General features: G+C 68.0%; 20 protein-coding genes. 5 read left to right on the top strand and 15 right to left on the bottom strand.

Annotation, left to right across the window (positions count from 1 at the left end; genetic code table 11):
- Position 1 precedes the first annotated feature (1 nt).
- The 12 genes from nirD to F467_RS0105625 form a co-directional block, all read right to left on the bottom strand.
- A complete protein-coding gene (gene nirD, locus F467_RS0105680; RefSeq protein WP_018138314.1) occupies positions 2–373 on the bottom strand; it encodes a nitrite reductase small subunit NirD in 372 nt (123 codons plus the stop codon).
- Complete coding sequence (gene nirB, locus F467_RS0105675) at positions 370–2,850, bottom strand: nitrite reductase large subunit NirB (protein ID WP_018138315.1); 2,481 nt, start codon at positions 2,848–2,850, stop codon at positions 370–372. The genes nirD and nirB overlap by 4 nt, the downstream gene beginning before the upstream one ends.
- A complete protein-coding gene (locus F467_RS0105670; RefSeq protein WP_018138316.1) occupies positions 2,850–3,650 on the bottom strand; it encodes an ABC transporter ATP-binding protein in 801 nt (266 codons plus the stop codon). The genes nirB and F467_RS0105670 overlap by 1 nt, the downstream gene beginning before the upstream one ends.
- Positions 3,651–3,676: 26 nt before the next feature.
- Positions 3,677–4,612 carry a nitrate ABC transporter permease gene (gene ntrB, locus F467_RS0105665; RefSeq protein WP_026182200.1) on the bottom strand — a complete coding sequence of 312 codons (936 nt, stop codon included), beginning with the start codon at positions 4,610–4,612 and terminating at the stop codon, positions 3,677–3,679.
- Positions 4,613–4,660: 48 nt separating this feature from the next.
- A complete protein-coding gene (locus tag F467_RS0105660) occupies positions 4,661–5,965 on the bottom strand; it encodes a CmpA/NrtA family ABC transporter substrate-binding protein (RefSeq protein ID WP_018138318.1) in 1,305 nt (434 codons plus the stop codon).
- A gap of 381 nt (positions 5,966–6,346) precedes the next feature.
- Positions 6,347–7,666: a nitrate regulatory protein gene (locus tag F467_RS0105655; RefSeq protein ID WP_018138319.1), complete on the bottom strand. Its 1,320-nt coding sequence runs from the start codon at positions 7,664–7,666 to the stop codon at positions 6,347–6,349.
- A gap of 126 nt (positions 7,667–7,792) precedes the next feature.
- Positions 7,793–8,149 (bottom strand): DsrE family protein, encoded by a 357-nt coding sequence (locus F467_RS0105650; protein WP_018138320.1) that lies wholly within the window; start codon positions 8,147–8,149, stop codon positions 7,793–7,795.
- 91 nt (positions 8,150–8,240) lie between these two features.
- Positions 8,241–8,483 carry a hypothetical protein gene (locus F467_RS0105645; protein WP_012982075.1) on the bottom strand — a complete coding sequence of 81 codons (243 nt, stop codon included), beginning with the start codon at positions 8,481–8,483 and terminating at the stop codon, positions 8,241–8,243.
- Positions 8,484–8,493: 10 nt separating this feature from the next.
- Positions 8,494–9,180 (bottom strand): TIGR04282 family arsenosugar biosynthesis glycosyltransferase, encoded by a 687-nt coding sequence (locus F467_RS0105640; protein WP_018138321.1) that lies wholly within the window; start codon positions 9,178–9,180, stop codon positions 8,494–8,496.
- The gene (locus F467_RS0105635; RefSeq protein ID WP_018138322.1) at positions 9,173–9,877 is read right to left on the bottom strand and encodes a TIGR04283 family arsenosugar biosynthesis glycosyltransferase; all 705 of its coding nucleotides are present in this window, start codon (positions 9,875–9,877) and stop codon (positions 9,173–9,175) included. Before F467_RS0105635 ends, F467_RS0105640 begins: the two co-directional genes overlap by 8 nt.
- A 14-nt stretch (positions 9,878–9,891) precedes the next feature.
- The gene (locus F467_RS0105630) at positions 9,892–10,584 is read right to left on the bottom strand and encodes a TVP38/TMEM64 family protein (RefSeq protein WP_012982072.1); all 693 of its coding nucleotides are present in this window, start codon (positions 10,582–10,584) and stop codon (positions 9,892–9,894) included.
- A 6-nt stretch (positions 10,585–10,590) separates the two neighbouring features.
- The gene (locus tag F467_RS0105625; RefSeq protein ID WP_018138323.1) at positions 10,591–11,955 is read right to left on the bottom strand and encodes a replication-associated recombination protein A; all 1,365 of its coding nucleotides are present in this window, start codon (positions 11,953–11,955) and stop codon (positions 10,591–10,593) included.
- Between the two features lie 133 nt (positions 11,956–12,088).
- On the opposite strand from F467_RS0105625, the gene F467_RS0105620 reads away from it, so the two are divergent.
- From F467_RS0105620 to F467_RS0105605, 4 genes are all read left to right on the top strand, one after another.
- On the top strand, positions 12,089–13,324 hold the full coding sequence (locus F467_RS0105620) for a GTPase family protein (RefSeq protein ID WP_018138324.1): 1,236 nt from the start codon (positions 12,089–12,091) through the stop codon (positions 13,322–13,324).
- Positions 13,321–14,859, top strand: a complete 1,539-nt coding sequence (locus F467_RS0105615; RefSeq protein WP_018138325.1) for a GTPase family protein — start codon at positions 13,321–13,323, stop codon at positions 14,857–14,859. The genes F467_RS0105620 and F467_RS0105615 overlap by 4 nt, the downstream gene beginning before the upstream one ends.
- Positions 14,860–16,086 (top strand): MFS transporter, encoded by a 1,227-nt coding sequence (locus tag F467_RS0105610; RefSeq protein ID WP_018138326.1) that lies wholly within the window; start codon positions 14,860–14,862, stop codon positions 16,084–16,086.
- A 130-nt stretch (positions 16,087–16,216) separates the two neighbouring features.
- Positions 16,217–16,777, top strand: coding sequence for an SRPBCC family protein (locus tag F467_RS0105605; RefSeq protein WP_018138327.1), 561 nt, complete (start codon positions 16,217–16,219; stop codon positions 16,775–16,777).
- Positions 16,778–16,789: 12 nt separating this feature from the next.
- On the opposite strand, the gene F467_RS0105600 is transcribed toward F467_RS0105605, so the two are convergent.
- Genes F467_RS0105600 through F467_RS0105590 form a run of 3 tightly spaced genes read right to left on the bottom strand, consistent with a single transcriptional unit; the run spans position 16,790 to position 21,422 of the window.
- Complete coding sequence (locus F467_RS0105600; RefSeq protein ID WP_018138328.1) at positions 16,790–18,010, bottom strand: acetoin utilization protein AcuC; 1,221 nt, start codon at positions 18,008–18,010, stop codon at positions 16,790–16,792.
- Entirely contained in the window at positions 18,007–20,565 is a 2,559-nt protein-coding gene (locus F467_RS0105595) for a nitric oxide reductase activation protein NorD (protein WP_018138329.1), read from the bottom strand. Before F467_RS0105595 ends, F467_RS0105600 begins: the two co-directional genes overlap by 4 nt.
- The gene (locus tag F467_RS0105590) at positions 20,562–21,422 is read right to left on the bottom strand and encodes a CbbQ/NirQ/NorQ/GpvN family protein (RefSeq protein ID WP_012982064.1); all 861 of its coding nucleotides are present in this window, start codon (positions 21,420–21,422) and stop codon (positions 20,562–20,564) included. Before F467_RS0105590 ends, F467_RS0105595 begins: the two co-directional genes overlap by 4 nt.
- Before the next feature lie 245 nt (positions 21,423–21,667).
- Here F467_RS0105590 and F467_RS0105585 point away from each other — a divergent pair, with 245 nt between their 5' ends.
- The gene (locus F467_RS0105585; RefSeq protein WP_012982063.1) at positions 21,668–21,985 is read left to right on the top strand and encodes a hypothetical protein; all 318 of its coding nucleotides are present in this window, start codon (positions 21,668–21,670) and stop codon (positions 21,983–21,985) included.
- Positions 21,986–22,060 lie beyond the last annotated feature (75 nt).

The following is a 22,060-nucleotide window of genomic DNA, read 5'->3' as shown; positions in this document are numbered from 1 at the left end:
CTCAGCCCGCCTCGCGGCAGGCGACCGGTGCCGCAGCGGGATCGTCCGCGGCGTCGCCCGTGGCGCCGGAGAGATCCAGCCACACCTGACCGTCGGTCACCCGGATCGGGAAGGCATGGGTGCAGCCACTGTCCGCCCCGGTGGCCTCGCCGGACTGCAGGTCGATCACCCAGTTGTGCAGCGGGCAGGTCACGCGCTCGCCGTGGACGATGCCCTGCGACAGCGGCCCACCCTTGTGCGGGCACTGGTCGCGCAGGGCAAACACGCGGTCATCGGCGGTGCGGAACACGGCGATGTCTCCGTTCGGGCCCGCCACTACGCGCGCGCCCAGCGACGGGATGTCCTCGAGCGGACAGATCGCAAGCCAGCTCATGCCGACACCCCCTGGCGCGGGGCCGCGTCCACCGGCGTGATCGGGATGAACTCGTGCGCCGCATGCCCGGCGGCGCGTTCGGCCCAGGGGTCCACCTGCGCCACCTCCTGCGACTCCAGGAAGCGGGCGTACAGCGCCGCGCGGTAGTCGGCGTCGTCCACCAGGCGTTCCTTCACCCGGGTCAGGCCGACGCGCTCGATCCACGGGGCGGTGCGCTCCAGGTAGCGCGCATCTTCGCGGTAGAACTGCATGAAGGCCCCGGCGTATTCGAGCACCTCGGCCTCGGTCTCCACCTTGCAGAGGAAGTCGGTGGCGCGGACCTTCACCCCGCCGTTGCCGCCCACGTGCAGCTCGTAACCCGAGTCCACGCAGACCACACCGAGGTCCTTGATCGTCGCCTCGGCGCAGTTACGCGGACAGCCGGAGACCGCCATCTTGAACTTGTGCGGGGTCCAGGAGCCCCAGGTCATCCGCTCCAGCTGGATGCCGAGCCCGGTCGAGTCCTGGGTGCCAAAGCGGCACCATTCGGAGCCGACACAGGTCTTCACCGTGCGCAGGGCCTTGCCGTAGGCATGGCCGGAGACAAACCCGGCGTCGCCGAGATCGCGCCACATCGCCGGCAGGTCGACCTTCTTCACCCCCAGCAGATCGATGCGCTGGCCGCCGGTGAACTTGACCGTGGGCACCTGGTAGCGCTCGGCCACCTCGGCGATCGCGCGCAGCTCGGCCGGGGTGGTCACCCCGCCCCAGATGCGCGGCACGACGGAATAGGTCCCGTCCTTCTGGATGTTGCCATGGGCGCGCTCGTTGATGAAGCGCGACTGGGCGTCGTCCTGGTAGTCCTTCGGCCAGGCCGCCAGCAGGTAGTAGTTGAGCGCCGGACGGCAGACATGGCAGCCGTTCGGGGTCTTCCAGTCGAGGGCCTCGAACACCGCGTCCATGGTCTTCAGCCCGTCGCGGCTGATCGCCGCGCGCACCTCGTCGTGGCTGTGGTCGGTGCAGGCGCAGACCGGCTTTTTCGCCGGGGCGTCGGAGTAGTCGCCGCCCAGCGTGGTGGCAAGCACGGACTCCACCAGCCCGGTGCAGGAGCCACAGGAGTTCGACGCCTTGGTGTGGGCGCGCACGTCCTCCAGCGTGAACAGCTTGTGCTCGCTGATCGCCTGGACGATCTCGCCCTTGCACACGCCGTTGCAGCCGCAGATCTCGGCCTCGTCGGGCATGGCCGCGACCCGCGAGGCCTCGTCGCCGTGGCCGGAGTCGCCGATATGCGCCTGGCCGAACAGCAGGTTCTCGCGGATGTCGGCCACCGGCGTGGCGTCCCGCATCAGCTGGAAATACCAGGAGCCGTCCAGGGTATCGCCGTACAGCACGGCCCCCTGGATGCGGTTGTCCTTCAGCACCAGGCGCTTGTAGACGCCGCGCGCGGCGTCCTTGAACACCAGGTCCTCGGTGGTCTCGTCACCGGTGAAGTCGCCGGCGGAGAACAGGTCGATCCCGGTCACCTTCAGCTTGGTGGAGGTCATCGAGCCCTCGTAGCGCCCGATGCCGTACTCGGCCAGGTGGTTGGCGCAGACCTTCGCCTGTTCCCACAGGGGCGCGACCAGGCCGTAGGTGGCGCCGCGGTGCTGCACGCACTCGCCGACCGCATAGATCGACGGGTCATAGGTCTGCATGGTGTCGTTCACCACCACGCCGCGCTCGCAGTGCAGCCCGGCGGACTCGGCCAGCGCGGTGTTCGGGCGGATGCCGACCGCCATCACCACCAGATCCGCCTCGACCTCGCTGCCGTCGGTGAAGCGCACGCCGGTGACGCGGTCCTCGCCCAGGATCGTCTCGGTCTGATGCGCCATGCGGAAACGCATGCCACGCTCCTCCAGCGAGCCGCGCAGCATCCCGGCGGCCTCGGCATCCAGCTGGCGCTCCATCAGGTGGTCCATCAGGTGCACCACGGTGACCTCCATGCCCTGGCGCATCAGGCCGTTGGCGGCCTCCAGGCCCAGCAGGCCGCCGCCGATCACCACCGCATGCTGGTGTGCGCGGCTGGCCGCGAGCATCGCGTCCACGTCGTGGATGTCGCGGAAGGCAACCACGCCCTCCAGTTCGTGCCCTGGCACCGGGATCATCACCGGGTCGGAGCCGGTCGCCAGCAGCAGGCGGTCATAGGGCGCCTCGGTGCCGTCCTCGGCGATCACCCGCCGGTTCACGCGGTCGATCCGCTCGATGCGTCGGCCCTTGTGCAGGGTGATGCCGCGTTCGGCATACCAGGCATCATCGTTCAGCATGATCTCGTCGACGGTCTTCTCCGAGGCCAGCACCGGCGAGAGCATGATGCGGTTGTAGTTGCCCCAGGGCTCGGCACCGAACACGGTGATGTGGTACATGTCCGGCTTGAGCTTCAGCAGCTCCTCGACCGTACGCATCCCGGCCATGCCGTTGCCGATCAGGACCAGCCGCGGCTTCTCGTTCGCGGTATCCATCACGCGGCCTCCGACTCGGGGTTCTTGTGGCGCTCGTGGAGAAAGCGCAGCACCTCGGCCCGGTAGTGGTTGTATTCGGCGTTGTCGGCCATCGCCAGGCGCTCGCGCGGCTTCGGCAGGTCGATCTCCAGGATCTCGCCGATGGTCGCGGCCGGGCCGTTGGTCATCATCACGATGCGGTCGGACAGCAGCACCGCCTCGTCCACGTCGTGGGTGACCATCAGCACGGTGTTGCCCAGATCCGACTGGATGCGCATCACCTCGTCCTGCAGGTGCGCCCGGGTCAGCGCGTCCAGCGCACCGAAGGGCTCGTCCATCAGCAGCACCTTCGGCTCCATCGCCAGGGCCCGGGCGATGCCCACGCGCTGCTTCATGCCGCCGGAAATCTCGTCCGGGCGCTTGTCCAGCGCGTGGCTCATGCCGACCATGTCCAGAGTCTGCAGTACCCATTCGCGGCGCTCGGCGGCGGACTTGGTGCCCTTGAAGGTCTTGTCCACCGCCAGCGCCACGTTGTCGCGCACGGTCAGCCAGGGCAGCAGGGAGTGGTTCTGGAACACGACGCTGCGGTCCGGGCCCGGCTTGCTGACCTCCTTGCCGTCCAGGATCACCGCGCCGGTGCTGGTCTCCAGCAGCCCGGCGACGATATTGAGCACCGTCGACTTGCCGCAGCCGGAGTGGCCGATGATGGAGATGAACTCGCCGCGGTCCACGTGCAGGTCGACGTCGCGCAGCACCTCGCTGGCTGTCGGGCCTTCGCCAAAGGTCTTGTGGACGTGTTCGATGGAGAGATAGCTGGTCATGATGTTTCTCCTGTGAGGGGGCCGGCTCAGCCGGCCTGCGTGCCGCGGGTTACCCAGTTGCCGACGATCGCGACCAGACGGTCGAGGAAGAACCCGACCAGGCCGACGTAGACCAGGGCCAGCACGATGTCGCTGAGCATGGAGGCGTTCCAGGCATCCCAGATGAAGAAGCCGATGCCGACCCCGCCGATCAGCATCTCGGCGGCGACGATCGCCAGCCAGGCGAGACCGATGCCGATGCGCAGACCGGAGAAGACATACGGCGCGGCGGCCGGGAGCATGATCTTGGTGAAGTACTCATAGCCGTTCAGGCGAAGCACGCGGGCCACGTTCACGTAGTCCTGCGAGATGTTCCGGATGCCGACCGAGGTGTTGATGATGATCGGCCAGATCGCAGTGATGAAGATCACGAAGATCGCCGACGGGTTGCTGGCCTGGAAGGCAGCCAGGGAGATCGGCAGCCAGGCCAGCGGCGGCACGGTGCGCAGCACCTGGAACAGCGGGTCCAACCCGCGCATCGCCCAGGTGGACTGGCCGACCAGCACGCCGAGACCGATCCCGGCGACTACCGCCAGGGCGTAGCCGTAGGCCACACGCTCGAGACTCGCGAGCAGCTGCCAGGCCATGCCCACGTCGTTGCCGCCGTAGTCATAGAACGGATTGACGATCAGTTCCCAGGTGTCGGTGATCACCTGACTCGGGCCGGGCAGTACGGCTCCCTGGGAGGACGTCATCATTTCCCAAAGGAGCAAAAAAAACGCGGTCACGATCACCGGCGGCAGGACCACGGTGGCCGCGTTGCGCAAACGCCGCCCCCAGGCCCCGGGCTCGGGCGGCGGGGCACCGCCGGACCGCGCCGACGGCGCCGCCGGTCGGGCCACCGGGGCCGTGGGGGTCTCCGCGGCCGCCGGGCGTTCGCGCCCGGCGCCGAAGGTCATGTTGCGATCGAGAATGGCACTCATCATTGAATCCTCTTGAATCGTCTGTGCAGGGGGCGTCGGGCCGTCGCGTCAGGACGCGAGCGCCTTGATCTCCAGGCTGTCGAGGTAGGCCTGCGGGTCTTCCGGGTCGAAGACCTTGCCGTCGAAGAACGTTTCCTTGCCGCGCGAGGTGGACTCGGGGATGTCGGCCGAGTCAATGCCGAGCGTGTCGGCCGCCTCGCGCCAGATGTCCTCGCGGTTGACCTCGTCCACCAGGGTCTGCATGTCGAGATCCGGCGGCAGGTAGCCCCAGCGGATGTCCTCGGTGAGGAACCACAGGTCGTGGCTCTTGAAGGGATAGGAGGCCTGGTCGTTCCAGTAGCGCATGCGGTCGGGATGATCCTCGACCACGCGGCCGGTGCCGTAGTCGAAGTGCCCCTGCATGCGGTCGATGATGTCGCCGTACGGGGCATGGATGTAGCGCCGGCGCGAGCAGATCTCGGCGACCTCCTCGATATTCGCCGGGTCCTCGCAGTACATCTGCGCCTCCATCACCGCCATGGTCAGGGCGCGGGCCGCATTCGGGTTCGCCTCCACCCAGTCCGCGCGCATGCCCAGCGCCTTCTCGGGATGGTTGTGCCAGAGCTCGCCGGTGGTGTTCGCGGTATAGCCGATGCCCTGGTTGATCAGCTGCATGTTCCAGGGCTCGCAGACACAGAAGGTGTCCATGGAGCCGACGCGCATGTTGGCGACCATCTGCGCCGGCGGCACGACGATGGTGGAGATGTCACGGTTCGGGTCGATCCCGCCGGCCGCCATCCAGTAGCGAATCCACAGGTCGTGGGTCCCGCCGGGGAAGGTCATCGCCGCGCGCACCTCGTCGCCCCCGGCGCGCTTTTCCGCCAGCGCGGTCTTGAACTCGCCGGTATCCAGGCCGACCTTCAGGTCGGCGTACTCATCCCCCACCGAGATGCACTGCCCTGCCAGATTCAGCCGCGCGAGGATGCTCATCGGCGTACCGCGACGATGGATCAGGTAGGGCATTGGCGTCAGGATGTGGGAACCGTCGATGCCGCCGCGGCGCGAGCCCAGTTCCAGGTTGTCGCGCACCGTGCCCCAGGAGGACTGCTTCAGCACCTGTACATCCGGCATACCGTGGTCGGCGAAGAAGCCCTTCTCCAGCGCGACGAACAGCGGTGCGGCATCCGTCAGGGCGATAAATCCCAGCTTTGCCTCGGTGGTCTCCGGTTTGCCGTTGCCGGCCTTCGCATAGCCCCAGGGCGCGGCCCCGGACACACCCAGAGCGGTCGCGCCGATCCCGGCGGCCATACCGCCCAGGAAACGCCGGCGCGACAGGCCGGAGGGTTGCTTCGTGTCATTCGTGTAATCGGTCATTGCGGGCTCACTCCCCTTGTCAGCAAACACGTCCAAAAACGAAAAAAGGCGTCGCATCAGCCCGGCCGCGTTTGCAGCCGGGTGATGGACGCCTTTGTCCAGTCCCATGGGAGACCCGGTCATCGGGTCCCCCTGTTGTCAGGCGACGAACCGCCGTTGGCTCGTCTTGCCGATACTCCTGCAGGAGGTGTGCCAATTAGCCGTTACTAATCGAGCCTGTGAGGAAGAATCGCGCCATGGCGCGGGAAAATCGGATGGTCTCGGTTACTCAATCGAACCCCGCGAGGGCAACGCCAACCGCAACTCGGCCGACAGCGGCACCACCCTGGGGCGCGCTGGCGGTGCAGGCGAACCGCATTGGTGCACCGCACAAGGGGGCTGCTACAAGCTTTTGCCCAGCAGATCCGACATCGCGACTGTGGCCTCGGCGACCTCGGACAGGCGCCGGTTCTGGTTCATCGCTGTCTGGCGCAGGAGCTTGTAGGCCTGGTCCTCGCTGAGGCCGCGGTGCTGGATCAGAAGCGCCTTGGCGCGCTCGATGGTCTTGCGCTCGGCCAGAGCCTGGCGTGCCGCATGCAGTTCGTCTTCCACCGACTGCAGCCGGGTCGCCTGGCGCTGCACCAGGTCCATTACCGAGTGTCCGACGATGGGGACGTTGAGCACCGTCTCACCATCCTCCTCATGATCCAGACCCTCCGGCGCCCCAAAGAACACCGCATACGGAACGCTGTCACTCAACTCCGATTCCGCCAGCTGGGCGATGCGATCACGCACCGCGCCCAGGTCCGCGCGATCCGCCGTAATCCGCGCCGAGCAACACTCGTTCAGGTGCATCTCCAAGAGGTCCTCGATCTCCTTCATCGCGTCGATGCGCGCGGTGGTGCAGGCAAACCAGGTCTCGGCGCGGGCCGGGTCCGGCAGGGGATCGCCCCGGAGATCGCCGTGGGTACAGGCCTGACGGCGCAGCCGCTCGACCTCCGCCGCGAAGCCCGCGCCCTGCAGTTCCTGCCAGGCCGCGCAGGCGGGCTTCGGGGCAAACTCGGAGAAGATCCGAAACGAGCGTTCCTGGGCATCGATCCGGTGCAACAGGGACTGGCGCAGTTCGCCATCGAACACGCCCTGACCAAAGCCGGCGGCCCCGATCGCGCGTTCCTGGCCCGCCAGCTCCTTGCCCTGCATGAAGTTCAGCAGGGCCACCAGGGCCCGCGAGACCTCCGGGTCCGTGGCGGAGTCAGCGGCCTCGAACACCACTGCCAGCAGCGACCGGATCAGCTCGCTGAAGCCGCGCATCGCCTCCATCGGCGAGAGCGTGCGTTCGCTGACCTCCGCCCGCAGGCTGGGCAGACCCGACAGGCCATGCAGCGCCAGCGCCATGCGCCCCAGCAGACGGCTGCGCGCGTGGGCACAGGCCCCGGGCTCCAGCCAGCCATCAAGGTGTTCACGAAACGCCTGTGCGGTGGTGTCGGATTCGGCTCGGTACTGCGCCAGTTCGTCCGCATAGCGCTGGCCACCGGAGCCGATCCAGAGGCTGGAGGCACCGCGTTCGCGCTGGAGCTGATGCACCAGCGCGCGGATGCGCCCGACCAGCTGTACCGCCTCCAGCAGGCGCTCCAGGCTCACCACCTCGCACTTGCGCGAGGCGACCAGGAAGTCGCCAATGGCCTCTTCGAAGGAAAAACTCGGGGATGGGGTCTGGGTCATGCTCGTCGTCCGTGGATCACTCCCGGAACAAACAAGCATGCGATGTGCCAGTTCGAGGGGCTGACACAGGAGACACGGGCAAAACGGGCGGGGGATCACACCCCACCCGCGGACCTGCCCGCTCGATCAGAAGCTCATGGAGCGGTCGAACTCGGCAACGGCCTGGACGTACTGACCCATGCCGGCCATCTCGGCGTTCGGCAGAAAGTTGTGCTCGCCGACGTCGCGGCCGTTGGCGCAGGCTTCGCAGGCCCAGAACGGGACGCCTTCCTCGACCAGCGAATCCACGATGTCCTTCATCGCCGGCATGTTGTGGCCGACGATCTTGTCGTAGACATTGCGGTTGGCGATGTTCACGGCCTCGCCCTGCAGCCAGACGGTCACGTCATGGCCCTGCTGCTTGGCCACGTTCGCGGCGATCATGCCGAGGGTGGCACGGGTCGGGTCGTCAGTACCGGCGGTAACAGCAACAATAAAACGCATGGGACTCTCCTTGGTCACGTCAAAGTGGCAGGCACCGTAGCGACCCAAGTCGGGACCGTCGAGTTCCCACAAGCCTCAAGGAGACGCCGAGTCAGGAAGCGCCTTTCGACGTAATGCTCATGCGATAGAGCTTGAAGGCCATCAGCAGCCAGGGAATGGCGTGCATGATCAGGTCGAGGATATCGATCGGACGGGTCAGCTCGCCCTGGAAGAGCCAGCGGATCTTCTCGACGATGTGCGGTTCGGGGACATAGGGCGACAGCCCCAGGGTGGCCACGAACAGTGCAAACAACCACAGTGGGGAACGGTCGACCCAGGCAACAAAGGCTTTCATGGCGCGCATCCTACCCGAAGCCTGGGCCGACTTGCGACTGCTCTGGGATCGGGGACTCTCGAGGTGCCCCAATGCCACGCAGGAGCACCGGCGGACAGTGCACCAGGTCCTCCGGTCGGTCGATGTCCGCCCGCGCTTCCAGCTCCGCCCAGACAAGACCCTGCGCCTGGGCCCGCTCACGGGTCTGTTCCAGCACCCGATCGCTGCCCCATTCGACGGCCTCGAACAGCCCGGGGACGGGCCGCGCGGCGGCCAGCAGCACATAGCCACCATCCAGCGCCGGGATCAGTGCCACATCCGCCCCTTCAGCCAGCGCCTTACGTGCAGCGACCAGGTCCCCGACACCCAGCGTTGGGGCATCGGACCCCATCACCAGTGCCGGAAACGGCCCCACCTCCAGTGCATGGCGCATGCGGGCCCCGAGGTCATCACCCACCTGGCTGTGCAGGGAACAGCCAAAGCGTTCCGCACAACGCTCGAGGAACGGATGATCGGCATCCGGGGTGCACCACAGCTCCACATGGTCCGGTGCCACCTGACGGGCCACGTCCAGCGCGTGCTCCAGCAGCCGCTCGTGCAGCCGTGCGGCGCCCTTGGCACCCAGCGCGGGAATCAGCCGCGTCTTGGTCCGGCCCGGCTCGGGCACGCGGGCAAAGACCAGCACGCGCGGCGCATCCGTCGGCCGACGTTCAGGCATCACCACGATAAAGTCGCGCCAGCCCGTCCGGGTTTGCACCCAGCCAGTAGGCCAGGCGCAACCGCCACATCAGCCAGATCGTGCGCCATGCGCCCTGCCGCTCCCAGCGCCGGGACGACGTGACCAGCCACGCGCGCAGGCACCTTGGGCGCCCCACCGATCGCTTCAGCCGCCGCGAGAGCTCGATGTCCTCCATCAGCGGCTGGTCCGGCCAGCCGCCTACGGCATCGAACGCCGAGCGTGTAATGAATATGCCCTGATCCCCGGTCGCGATCCCGCTCAGACGCGAGCGCAGGTTCATCATCGCGGCGATCAGCGCGAATATTCCGCGACCGCCCGACAGGCGGACGTCGAAACGTCCCCAGGCGCGATCGTCCCGGGCCACCGCGTCGCGCAGGGCATGCACCGCCACCCCGGCTCCGTCCGGAAACGTGGTGTCGGCATGCAGAAACCAGAGCGCCTCGCCTCGGGCGCGCTCGGCGCCGGCATTCATCTGCCGTGCGCGCCCCGGGGCGCTGGACAGCACACTCACACCGCATTGCCCTGCCTGCTGGAGAGTCCCGTCCGTGCTCCCGCCGTCGACCACGATCACCTCGCAGTCGAGGATCTCGCCCAGGGTATCCAGCAAGGGCGGGAGAGATTCGGCTTCGTTCAGTACCGGGATGATCACGGACAGGAAGGGTGACTCCCGCGACATGGTTGCTACGGGACTCAGGCTGGCGACTGGACGGCTTTCTGCCCCTGCCAGATCCGGCGCAACAGCCGAGGCAGCAACAGCAGCAGGGCCAGCACGGCGAGAATCGCCAGCCCCAGCTGGACCCGGTTGTCCGTATCACCCGCCACCATCTCGCGCGTAGCGTGGCCCAGCCAGGCATAGGCGAACAGGCTGGGGATCAATGCGACCAGGGTCGTGATCGTGAACACGGTCAGCGGCATACGCACCAGGCCCAGGGCGTAGTTGGTCGGGGCGAACGGGAAGACCGGCACCAGCCGTGTCAGTGCGACCACGCGCCAGCCCTCGGCCTCCACATCCTCGCGCAGCCGTGCGCTGCGCGGACCCAGACGCGGTTCCAGCCAGGGTTGCAGCAGGGTGCGCGCCAGCATGAACGCGATAATCGCAGCGATGGTCGCCGCCAGCAGGCTCAGGGCCCCGCCGGTGAACGGCCCGAACAGCGCCCCTCCCAGCAGGATCCAGAAGGTGCTGGGCAACGGAAACAGCGCAAGGACGACAAAGGCCAGCACAAACATCATGTAGGCGCCCATCCCCCAGCTGGCGAGCCACGCCTCGACGTCCTGCAGCGGCAGCAGATCAGGCCACTCGGTGGTCAGTGCTACCCAGACCAGCGACCCTGCCAGCAGGACCGCGGCCAACAGCCACCAGCGTTCGGGATGATGTATCTGCATATGTCTCTATTCTTTGCCGTCGCCGCGCAGTCGCTCCAGCCGTTCGGCCAGCGCGCGCTCCGTGCCCTCGCGTTTCGCCCGATAGAAGCGCTGATCTTCCAGCCCTTCGGGCAGATAGACCTGCCCGCGCGCGAAACCGTCCGGTTCATCATGATCATAGCGGTATCCGGCGCCGAACCCCTCGTCACGCATCAGCTCCGTGGGGGCATTGCGCAGATGCAGGGGCACGCCGGGGCTGCCCGTTTCGCGAATGCTGGCGCGGACCTCGTTCAACGCGGTGTAGGCGCTGTTGCTCTTGGGGGCGGCGGCCAGCTCGATCGCCGCCTGGATCAGCGCCAGATCGCCTTCCGGCCGCCCAAGCCGCTCCATCGTCTGCCAGGCCGCCAGCACCCGAGCACCCAGCCCTACGGCCGCCAGCCCGATGTCCTCGTAGGCCATGCGCAGCAGGCGCCGGCCGAGATAATCCGGGTCACAGCCGGCATCCAGCATGCGCGTCAGCCAGTACACCGCCGCACCAGGATCGGATCCGCGCACCGACTTGTGCAGGGCGGAGATCTGGTCATAGAAGGCATCGCCCTGGCGATCGAAGGCCAGGCTCTGCGCCCCCATCACCGCGCGCAGGGCGTCGGCGGTGATCTCGCCGTCACGTGCCAGATCCGAGGCGGTCTCCAGCCAGTTCAGTGCCCGCCGGGCATCGCCGTCCGCCGCACGGGCCAGCCGCTGGCGTTCGGTGGGCTCCAGCCGCAGCCCGCGCCCCCCGAGTCCGCGCTCGGGATCGCTCAGCGCCCGTTCAATTAGCGCCTCGACCGCCTCGGCACCGACGGACTCCATGCGATAGACACGCGCCCGTGACAGCAGTGCGCTGTTGAGCGCGAACGAAGGGTTCTCGGTTGTGGCACCGACGAAGGTCAGTGTGCCGTCCTCAATATGCGGTAGCAGGGCATCCTGCTGGCCCTTGTTGAAGCGATGGATCTCGTCGATGAACAGCAGCGTGCCGACCCCGTTGCGTCGCCGGGCCTTGGCCGCGTCCACCACCGCGCGCACGTCCTTGACCCCGGCCAGCACCGCCGACAGCGTCACCAGACGCTGTGCCCCGGCCGCCGCCACCAGGCGGGCCAGCGTGGTCTTGCCGCAACCCGGCGGGCCCCACAGGATCATCGACGGGGTCTGCCCCTGCTCGATCGCCTGGCGCAGGGCGGCATCCGGGCCGACCAGGTGATCCTGGCCCACCATCTCGTCCAGCCGCGCCGGGCGCATGCGCTCGGCCAGCGGTGCATTCGGGTCCGGGCCCTGTGCGGCCGGTTCGGGCTCGGGGGGCAGTCCACCCGCATCCGGGCCGAACAGGTCGCCTTCGGAGATATCGCTCATCATTTCAGTGTACCGCGCCCGCCGCGAACATTGGCCGAGACATGGCACACTGAGCGGCGGGCTGGCTCACAAGCCCTGCACAGTTGCGCCTTCTTCACTGATGAAAGGTTTCCATGCCGCGAAACGGAATCACAGCATGAAGCTGCCCTGGCAATCCCTGCGCCTGCCGAAGGGCCTCGGCTGGCGCAAAGTCATGCAGGCCGTCCTGCGACCCGAGGCCGAGGCCCCCGATGGCGACGTCGTGGCCGAGCGAGCGCGCGAGCAGGCCCCCGTGCTGTGGCTGCTGGGCAAGGTGCAGTCCGGCAAGAGCACGCTGGTGCGCGCGATCACCGGCGACTCCGACGTGGCGATCGGGACCGGTTTCAGGAGCTGCACCCGGACGGCACGCGCCTATGACTTCCCGGCCGAAGCGCCGGTGCTGCGCTTTCTGGACACGCGGGGACTGGGCGAGGTCGCCTACGACCCCAGCGAGGATCTCGCCGAGCTCGCGGGCCACGCGCACATGGTGGTCGCCGTGGCGCGCGCGATGGATCTGCAGCAGGAACCCGTGCTGAATGCCCTGCGGGACATTCGCCGCCGGCATCCGAACTGGCCGGTCCTGCTGGTCCAGACCTGCCTGCACGACGGCTATCCCGACGGGCGCGATCATCCGCCCTACGCCGAACTGGACCGCAGCCCCGGGCTGGAGGAACTGGCCCGCGCGCGGCGTACCCAGGCCGAGGCCTTTCGCAACCTGCCCGGGACCGGCCCGGTGCAGGTCGTGCCCGTCGATATCACGCCCGAGGACGAGGGCTTCACCCCGACCCACTACGGCCTGGACGCCCTGCTCGATGCCCTGGAGAAGCTGGCTCCGGAACGCATGGGGGTGATCCTGCAGGGGCTGCGCCAGTCCGCAGGCGGTGATGCCCGTCGGCTGCGCGCCCGATCACACATCCTCGGCTACGCCAGCGTCGCCGCGACCACCGATGCCGTCCCCCTGCTGGGCCTGTTCTCCGTTCCGGCGGTCCAGGGGAAACTGCTGCACAGTCTGGCCAGCATCTACGGGGTCACCTGGGATTCTCGCAGTATGAGCGAGTTCTCCGCGGCGCTCGGTTCCAGCACCCTGCTCGGCCTCGGCCTCAGCCACGGGGCCCGGCAGGTCGGCAAGCTGGTCCCCGTCTACGGTCAGACTGCAGGTGCTGCAGCGGCGGCCGCCACCAGCTTTGCCACCACCTATGCGCTGGGCTATGCCGCACGCCACTACCTGGCCCGGCGACATGACGGGCGCGAGGCCACGGCCGGGGTGGAGCAGGCCTATCGCGACGCCCTGCGCGAGGCCCTGAACCTCGCCCGGCACCGCCAGACCGAGCCCTCGGGGAACGACACGCGATGAAACGCCGCTGGCTCACCCGTCTGCAGGTCACGGGCGTGACCTTCGCCGCGTTCCTGCTGCTGTCGCCCTTTGTGGTGGCCTTCGTCCTGGGTCTGCTCTGGCTCTACGAACACAATGCCCTGCTGATCTGGATCGCCGCGGCCGCCATCGCCGCCGGAAGCGTATGGGGCATGACGCTGTGGGCGCGCCACCGGATCAAGGTCCACACCCGCGAACGGACGACCGAGCCCGTGCGCCCCGCCGATGGCGACTGGGCGCCACTGGAACACGCCGCCTGGGCCGAGGTGATGCGCCTGAGCGAGCAGGCCAGCGGCGAGATCGTCACCGACTACGACCGCCTGCGGGAAGCGGGCGAAGAGACCCTGCGTACCGTGGCCGCGCACTATCACCCGGAACAGGAAGACCCCATCTGGGAGTTCACCGTGCCCGAGGCCCTGTTGCTCAGCGAGCGGGTCAGCGCCCGGCTGCGCAAGATCCTGCTGGAGGAGGTACCGCTGTCGGATCGCCTGCGCATGGGCCAGATCCTGCGCGTCTGGGGCTACCGGCCCATGGTGGCATCGGGGCTGTCCTACGGGCGCACGGCCTACAAGGCCTACCGTATCGCGCGGCTGGCCAATCCCCTCCACGCCCTGGCCGCGGAGCTGCGTGATCGCTTCTTCAACGAGCTCTCCGGCAGCGCACGCGAATACCTGCTGCGACGGGTCGCACGCATCTGGATCGAGGAAGTCGGCCGCGCCGCGATCGAGCTCTACTCCGGCCGCCTGCAGCACGATGCCGACGCCCTGGCCGAGATCGCCGACCAGGAAGCACAGGCGAGCGGCCCCGCGGAGGAGGCATTCCCGGGCCGGCCGAAGATACTGGTCGTGGGCCAGCCACAGGCCGGGAAATCCACGCTGGTCAACGCGCTGCTGGGGGAATACCGCGCAGCCACGGACGTGCTGCCGCTGACCGCCGAGCAGGAGGGCTACCTGCTGACCCTCGCGGACGGCCAGGAACTGCTTTTGGTGGACACCCCGGGGCTTGGTGACCGCATGGACGTGGATACCCTGGTTGATGCCGCCCAGACGGCGGATCTGGTGCTATGGGTCGCGCCGGCGCACCAGGCCGACCGCTCCCCGGACCACGAGGCGCTGCAAGCCGTACGGCGCTTCTTTGCAGAGCGCCCGGATCGACGCCAGCCGCCCATTCGCATCGTGGCCAGCCACATCGATCGCCTGTCGCCCGCCCGCGAATGGGAGCCGCCGTATACGCTCGACCCGCCGGAAGAACGGCCCAAGGCGCAGAACATCGCCGCCGCCCGCCAGGCGATCGCCGCGGACTTCGGCCTGCCCGAACAGGAGGTGATTCCCGCCCGGCTCGATGGCACAACGCCCTACAACATCGACGCCCTGACGGCCGAACTGGAGACGCTGATCCCGGCCATGCAGCAAACCCGCAAGACCCGGCTGCTGCGCCACCCGTCATCCCGAAGCCTGCGCCAGATCTGGCGTCAGACCCGCAAGGGGGCCGGTCGCCTGCTGGGCCGACCGCGCTAGATGACCCTGCGTCCACGCCAGCACCAGGACGCCCCCTCCCTGGACTCCCCGACCGCCTGGCTCGCCTGCGGGCTCTCCCTTGTGGCGCTGTTCGTGGCCTTTGGCATCGCGTACAGCTACGGGGCGTTCTTCTCCTCCATGGCGCAGGAGTTCGGTACACGGCACGGCGGGTCCGCGCTGTTCTTTTCCGCCACCGCTCTGTTGTTCTTCGGCCTGAGCGGTGTGACCGGCCCCCTGTCCGACCGCATCGGCCCAGGGCCGCTGCTCGTTGCGGGTGGCCTGTTCATCGCGGCGGGGCTGGTCGGGACGGCGCGTGCCGGCGAACTCTGGCAGGCCTACCTGGCCTATGGCCTGGGCGTGGGTATCGGGGCGAGCTGCGTATTCGTGCCCGTCGTGGCCGCGGTCGGGCGCTGGTTTGCCCGCAGACGCTCCATGGCCCTGGGCATCGCGGTATCCGGGATCGGGTTGGGCGTACTTGGCTTCGCGCCGCTGTCCGCCTGGCTGATCGAGCTCCACGGCTGGCGCTCGACGTACTATTTCTACGCGCTCGCGGCAGCCGTCATCCTGCCGCTCGCCGGCATCCTGTTTCCACGGCCCGGGCGCGCCCCGGATGGCACCCACGCCGCCACCACCCGCTGGGGTGGGCGCCGCTTCGCCCAGCTTTATCTGGCGACCTTTCTGCTGAATACGATCCTGTACGTACCGTTCGTGCACCTGCCGCCCGCGGCCGAGGCGGGCGGCATCGATCCGCTGCGCGCGGCGGGCCTGGTCGGGATTATCGGGCTGGCGAGCGTGGTCGGGCGGCTGGCGATCGGCATGCTGGGCGATCGCTATTCCCTGATGCATCTCTATCGCGGGTGCTTCGCCCTGATCACGCTGAGCTTTCTGATCTGGGGCACCGCAGGCAGCTACGCCGCCCTTATGCTGTTCGCGGTGGTACTTGGTTTCGGGTACGGCGGGTACATCGCCCTGACACCGGCGATCCTGGCCCGCCTGTTCGGCCTGTACAGCCTGGGCCGCCTGCTGGGCATGACCTACACCGCCGTGGCCCTCGGCGCCGCGCTGGGTCCGGTCCTCACCGGCCTCGGGGTCGACCTGACAGGCGGCTATCTCATGATCCTGATCGCGCTCCACCTCGTCGGCCTTCTGGCCGTTCTCGCCACCCTGCCGATCCGCGACGAGCCCGTCACGGGGACCACGCATCCCCAGCGCGACAGTGACCCCTGAGGTCTTTGTCTATCATCACAGTCCAACCGCCCGTCGTAGGGCAACCTGAACCCCGGCCGCATCCGGGGATCGAATTCTTCATAAAGCTGCAGCAGCCAGGCCCCGAACCGAAGCCCAGGAGGTACCCGCGATGCGAACGTTGCCCGCCCTCCTCCTGGCTGCCTTGGTCGGCTGGGCCCCCGGTGCCGCACTCGCGGTGGAGGTGGTCGAGCGGCATTTTGATACCGACGGTGACCAGCACGAGCTGGAGGTGACCTTCCGGGTCGAAGTCCCACCCGAGGCCCTGTGGTCATACCTGACCGATTACGACGCGCTGAACCGTTACTCGGAATCCATCCGCGAGAGCCGGATCGTCTCCCGATCGGATGACGAGGTGGAGGTCGCAAGCGTCGTGCACAGCTGCGTGTTCGTGTTCTGCCGGACCATCCGCAGGCACGAACGGGTGACCGAGTACTACCCCGAACGCATTGATGCCGAGGTCGATCCGGAGCACAGCAATCTGCGTGCAGGCTCGACCCGCTGGGAGCTGCAGCCCGATGCCGGCGGCACGCACCTGACGATCCAGATGCATGTGGAACCGGACTTCTGGGTACCCGGCTTTATCGGCAAGACCCGCATCCAGCGCGCGACCCTGCGAGAGACGACCGAGCTGCTGCGCTACATCGAACGCGACTACCGCGCCAGCCGCTGACGCTCAGGCTCTCTACGAGCAACTGAACAACGGGTGCCCTGCCAGCAGCCGTTCAAGGCGATTGCGCAGTTCGTCGCGCACCGGACCGGCGCGATCCGCATCGAGACGGGAGGTAAAGAGGGACTCGTACCATTCCTCTTCTTCGTCCATGTCCCAGTCAACCTCGCGCAGCAGGGCCTGGCCGGCCTCCGGGATCGCAGCGGGGAGCTCGCGACCGGTCAGCAGGGCCCAGACCCCGGTCCAGCAGCGTGCCAGCGCCAGCGGGTGATAGCCGCCACCGCCCAGGACCAGCAGCCTCGGTGTGCCGTCGGCGTGCCGCGGGCTGGTCTCGATCACGTCGTCGACGCAGGCGAGGAAGCACTGGGTGGAGATGCCGAACTTGCCGAGCGGGTCCGGCAGCAGCGCATCGGTACCGGCCTGAACGACGACCGCATCCGGCTGCCAGCGGGTGCGCACGGCCTCCCAGACGGCCGCGAAGGCGGCGCGAAACTCGCTGTCGTTGGTCTCCTTGGGCAGCGGCAGGTTCACGGCGTTGCCAAGCGGTCCGGTGTCCTCGATGCGCCCGCCCTCGAAGGGGTAGCCGTACTCGGTGTCCATGTGCAGGGAGACGGTGAGCACGTCCGGGTCGTCGCTGAACGCGGCCTCGACCCCGTCGCCATGGTGGGCGTCGATATCCAGATAGAGCACGCGCTGCCCGGCCTGACGCAGGCGCAGGATCGCCAGCGCCGGGTCGTTGAAGTAGCAGAATCCACGGGCCTGGTCGGGGGCGGCGTGGTGCATGCCACCGGCCGGGTTGAAGGCCATACGCCCGTCCAGCACCACCTCGGCGCCCTGGATGGAGCCCCAGGTGGCGGTCGCCGGGGTCGCGAAGAACCCGGCGAAGAACGGGTTCTCGAAGTTGCCGATGTTGTGGCGGTCGCGGTAGCGCTGGAAGACCTTGCCCAACGCCTCGGCGCGCTGCATCGCGGCCACGTACTCGCGGGTGTGGAACCACTCGAGCTCGGCCGGCTGTGCCTTGCGCGATACGGCCATCTCCTGCGGCGTGATCGCGTCATAGGCCTCGATCAGGTCGATGGTCAGCGAGACGCGCGGGATCCCGAGCGGGTGGTTGTCGCCGTAGCTGTGCCCGCGATAGCGCGGGGCATGCAGCAGCGTGGCATGACGGCGGGCCGGCTCCGGGTGCCGAGCCGTAGCGCCGGTGGAGGCGTCGATGGCTTCGGGGGTAGCACTCACTGGCGCAGCCTCAGATAGATCTCGGGCAGACGGCGCGGCAGCTCGTCCACGTGGTCGATGATGGTGTAGTGACCGGGACCGAAGATCGCCGGCAGGTATTCCGAACCGGACGGGTCCAGGGTGATGCAGAACGGGTGCACGCCGGCGTCCACCGCCTCCTTCATCGCCATGCGCGTGTCCTCGTGCAGGTAGCGCTGGTCACCGCCGTCGTCGTAGTCGGCCGGGCGGCCGTCGGACAGGATCAGCAGCAGCCGGCGCTGGGCCGAACAGCGCTTGAATGCCTCCAGCGAGTGGCGGATGCCCGCGCCCATACGCGAGGCCAGGCGCCCGGAGACCCCGGCGATGCGGGCGCGGACGGTGTCGTTCAGGTCCTCGTTGAAATCCTTCAGCCAGTAGTAGTTGACCTGGTCGCGCTGCTTGGAGGCGAAGCCGGAGATCGCGTAGGGATCGCCGACCTTCTCGATCGCCTCGGCGAACAGCATCATCCCCTCGCGCACGCGGTCGACGATCTTGCCCTGCCCGCCCGGGTGGCGCGCCATGATCGAGGTGGACATGTCCGCCAGCATCATGACGCCGGTATCACGGTGCTGCACCGCACGGCGGCGGTAGATGAAGGCCTTCGGCGACAGCCCCGCCTTCTTGTCGGCGATGAAGTCGATTACTGCCTCGGTGTCGAGCTCGTCGCCGTCCATCTGCTTGCGCTGCGGCGCCAGGCGCATCGGACGCTGCATCTCGAGACCGCGGGTCAGGCGTTTCAGGGTGTCGGCGTTCTCCGACAGGATCGTGGCCGCCAGCTCCGGGTTTTCGTCGTCCAGCACGCGCTCGTAGAGATTCACCCAGTCGGAGATATAGCGCTGCTCGCGGTAGTCCCACTCGGGATACGGGATGCCGTCCTTCTTCGGGGTGTAGGGAGCGGCGCGCTTGGCCACCTGGGCCGGCTGCGGGATACCCGTGCCGATGCGCCCGCCGGTGCCAGAGGTCTCCTGCTGCGGGGTCTGGATGTCGGCGTCCGGGTCTTTCTGCGCCTGCTCCGGGGCCTGCTGCGGCTGCTCTTCCTGCTTCTCGCGCTCGAACTTGTGTTCGTCGTGCGCCTCGTGGTCGCGGAAGTCGGCCAGGCTGCCGTCGCGTTTCCGCTGCGGATACACCGGCAGCGACTGGTTCAGCGACAGCCCGGGCAGATAGGCCTCGGCGCGCTCCTCGATGGTGATCTCGGGGAAGGCCTCGTCGGCGAACAGCTCCTCGCCGATGGCCCAGGCGGTGACCACATCCGGGTCCGGCTCCAGCACGCGCGCCAGACGCGGGTCCTGCGCCTCGTCGCGCAGCAGGGCCTGGTGGGCCTTCAGCGCGAAATCGAAGTAGACGCCGGCCGCGCCCTCCGGGCGCTCATGGTCCTCGGCCAGCGCCACCAGGCGCGGCAGGAAGTTCGGGATGCGCGGGGCCAGGCGCGCGTTCACGCGCAGGTCCTCGGCCAGGTCGAACAGCACCTGGAAGCGGAACATGCGCGCCTCGAATGGCGCGAACAGCGGGCGCCAGGTGATGCGCGAGCGGTCATCCAGCGGCGGGTGCTCGACCCCGGCACGCTCGAACAGCCGCTCGACATCGGACTGCGCATACGTATCGAAGGCCAGATGCGCGGCCGCGTGCTGGGTGGCGACGATCGCCTCCTCGCGCGAGTCCATCACCGCCGGCATAAACAGCCGCCGGCCGTCGGTCTCGAGCATCGGGCGGCCCTCGCCCGGCTTCCAGCTGGAATCGGCCAGCGGGATATCGGCATCCAGCCAGGCCAGCAGCACCAGGCGCAGGAAGCGCCCGTGCATGCGCGGGCGAAAGCCCGGCAGCGCCTCCAGGAGCAGCTTCAGGCTCTCGTCGCTCTCCAGGCGAAAATAGGCCTCACCGCGCGAGCGCCCGGCCTTCAGCAGGTCCGCTCCGCGCCGGGCCCAGGACAGCAGGCCCTGGTCGCCGACCAGGTTGCGGGCGATCGGGGCACCCTCAAGATAGGCATCCAGGGTCAGGCCGCGTTCGTCGAACAGCGTCTCGGCCGGCTCGATCAGCGCGCGCAGGCCCTCGATACCTCGGCCGGCGGAGAGCTTGTCGAACGGCGTCTCGAAATAGGCGCGGGCATCGGGCAGGCTGCGTTCGCACCAGCGCAGGCCGATCTCGGCCCACTCGCGCTCGCCGGCCTCGCCCCAGGCGTCGTACACGCGATCGGCCTGAGCCATGAAACCTTCCAGGGCATCGGCGGAGTTGACCCACTGCTTGAAGCGGGCGGCCTGGTCCAGCCACAGGTCCACCGTCTGCATGTGCTCCGCGAGCCGCGCGGAATTGCGCATGAAGCTCTTGCCGGCCTCGCGGTCGTGGAAGAACAGCTCGCGCACGGTCTCGATCCAGCGCCGCGCGGTGGCGGCACCGAACGCGCGGATGGCCGGGAGGGCCTCCTTGGTGTCGCGGTGGGCGACGAAGCTGATGTCCTCCAGATGCTGGAGAATCTCCTCGATCTCGACGAGATCTTCGGCTTCCGTGTTCGCCCCGCCGCTGTTGCGGGCCTGGTCGCTCACGCGGCTTCGGACTCGGGGAAGTGGGCGTCGAAGATCTCTTCCAGCGCCTGAATCAGCTCGGGGTCATCGGTGATCGGGGCGATCATCGCGGCGCGGCAGGCCACGCGCGGGCTCAGCCCCGCCTGCATCAGCTCGCCGGCATAGGCGAGCGCACGGGTGGAGGTCGCCTCTTCCAGTCCGTGGTCCTTCAGGGCCCGCGCCTTGCGTCCGGCAGCCACCAGCTTCTCGACGCGATCGGCATCCAGGCCGCCGGATTCCTTGGCCACGATCTCGCGCTCGACATCCTCGGCCGGATAGTCGAAGTGGATACCGACAAAGCGCTGCTTGGTCGAGGGCTTCAGGTCCTTCAGCACCGTTTGGTAGCCGGGGTTGTAGGAGATCACCAGCATGAAGTCCTCGTGCGCATCGATGATCTGGGACTTCTTGTCCAGCGGGAGCTGACGGCGGTGGTCGGTCAGCGGGTGAATGACCACGGTGGTGTCGGTACGCGCCTCGACGATCTCGTCGAGATAGCAGATCGCGCCCTCCTTGACCGAGCGGGTCAGCGGGCCGTCCTGCCAGACGGTCTCCTCGCCCTCCAGCAGGAAGCGCCCGACCAGGTCGGAGCTGGTCAGGTCCTCGTGGCAGGAGACGGTCACCAGCGGCTGGCCGAGGGTATGCGCCACGTGTTCCAGGAAGCGGGTCTTGCCACAGCCGGTCGGGCCCTTGAGCATCACCGGCAGGCGCTTCGAGTACGCGGCCTGAAAGATCTCGATCTCGTCGCCCTGGGCCTTGTAGAACGGGGCATCGCCCGCGTCGCCGGGCTTCTCGATCACGTCGCGTTCCACACCGCGGATACGGTTAATCAGGTTCTTCATGGGGTCTCCGATGCCGACCGCGGGGGCCGGGGCTGGTGTATGCGCGGGAGCGGCGTTACCCTCCGCCGGGCTGGCGGCATGCCCCGTGGCATCCCGTCGTGTTCCCGCAGGCTTTGTTGTATCATTGGCTGTTTATATTCTATCGAACCTGCGCACTTCCATGAACCAAACGCCCTTCCCGGTACGGGATCGGGCAGGTGAAGGCGCCCGCAACTCGGATTCAGCGCGTCAATAGAGGACCCGGTATGAAACTTGTCAAACTCGTCAAGCTGAACAACCTGCAGTACAACCCGAATCGCGATCCGGAAGTCTACCGGCGCCCGATCAACGAGGAATTCCGGGTGCAGGCCCTGCTGAACGGCTCCGGCACCGCCCAGTGCAAGTTCTCGGTGGAAGGCGAGGCCCTGTGCGAGAGCAGCGTGTCCCTGCCGGGCACCTTCGACTGCAAATTCAGCTTTGATACCGCCGGCACCCGCGTGGGCGACCTGGTGATCGAGGCCAACGGCGAGACCTACCACGAGAAGATCCGCATCGACGTGCTGGAGCACGCCTGGATCGGCTAAGGCCGTGCGATGCCCCGCGATCCGCATCATGCGGATCCGCGAATCAAAAAGGCCCCGTGGCTAACGCCCGGGGCC

Source organism: Thioalkalivibrio sp. ALJ12 (assembly GCF_000378305.1).
Classification (GTDB): Bacteria; Pseudomonadota; Gammaproteobacteria; order Ectothiorhodospirales; family Ectothiorhodospiraceae; genus Thioalkalivibrio.
This window is presented reverse-complemented; position numbering and strand designations above follow the sequence as displayed.

Coding starts and splice junctions, on each gene's coding strand:
- nirD (WP_018138314.1), bottom strand. CDS start 373: ATGAGCTGGCTTGCGATCTGTCCGCTCGAGGACATCCCGTCGCTGGGC.
- nirB (WP_018138315.1), bottom strand. CDS start 2,850: ATGGATACCGCGAACGAGAAGCCGCGGCTGGTCCTGATCGGCAACGGC.
- F467_RS0105670 (WP_018138316.1), bottom strand. CDS start 3,650: ATGACCAGCTATCTCTCCATCGAACACGTCCACAAGACCTTTGGCGAA.
- ntrB (WP_026182200.1), bottom strand. CDS start 4,612: ATGAGTGCCATTCTCGATCGCAACATGACCTTCGGCGCCGGGCGCGAA.
- F467_RS0105660 (WP_018138318.1), bottom strand. CDS start 5,965: ATGACCGATTACACGAATGACACGAAGCAACCCTCCGGCCTGTCGCGC.
- F467_RS0105655 (WP_018138319.1), bottom strand. CDS start 7,666: ATGACCCAGACCCCATCCCCGAGTTTTTCCTTCGAAGAGGCCATTGGC.
- F467_RS0105650 (WP_018138320.1), bottom strand. CDS start 8,149: ATGCGTTTTATTGTTGCTGTTACCGCCGGTACTGACGACCCGACCCGT.
- F467_RS0105645 (WP_012982075.1), bottom strand. CDS start 8,483: ATGAAAGCCTTTGTTGCCTGGGTCGACCGTTCCCCACTGTGGTTGTTT.
- F467_RS0105640 (WP_018138321.1), bottom strand. CDS start 9,180: ATGCCTGAACGTCGGCCGACGGATGCGCCGCGCGTGCTGGTCTTTGCC.
- F467_RS0105635 (WP_018138322.1), bottom strand. CDS start 9,877: ATGTCGCGGGAGTCACCCTTCCTGTCCGTGATCATCCCGGTACTGAAC.
- F467_RS0105630 (WP_012982072.1), bottom strand. CDS start 10,584: ATGCAGATACATCATCCCGAACGCTGGTGGCTGTTGGCCGCGGTCCTG.
- F467_RS0105625 (WP_018138323.1), bottom strand. CDS start 11,955: ATGATGAGCGATATCTCCGAAGGCGACCTGTTCGGCCCGGATGCGGGT.
- F467_RS0105620 (WP_018138324.1), top strand. CDS start 12,089: ATGAAGCTGCCCTGGCAATCCCTGCGCCTGCCGAAGGGCCTCGGCTGG.
- F467_RS0105615 (WP_018138325.1), top strand. CDS start 13,321: ATGAAACGCCGCTGGCTCACCCGTCTGCAGGTCACGGGCGTGACCTTC.
- F467_RS0105610 (WP_018138326.1), top strand. CDS start 14,860: ATGACCCTGCGTCCACGCCAGCACCAGGACGCCCCCTCCCTGGACTCC.
- F467_RS0105605 (WP_018138327.1), top strand. CDS start 16,217: ATGCGAACGTTGCCCGCCCTCCTCCTGGCTGCCTTGGTCGGCTGGGCC.
- F467_RS0105590 (WP_012982064.1), bottom strand. CDS start 21,422: ATGAAGAACCTGATTAACCGTATCCGCGGTGTGGAACGCGACGTGATC.
- F467_RS0105585 (WP_012982063.1), top strand. CDS start 21,668: ATGAAACTTGTCAAACTCGTCAAGCTGAACAACCTGCAGTACAACCCG.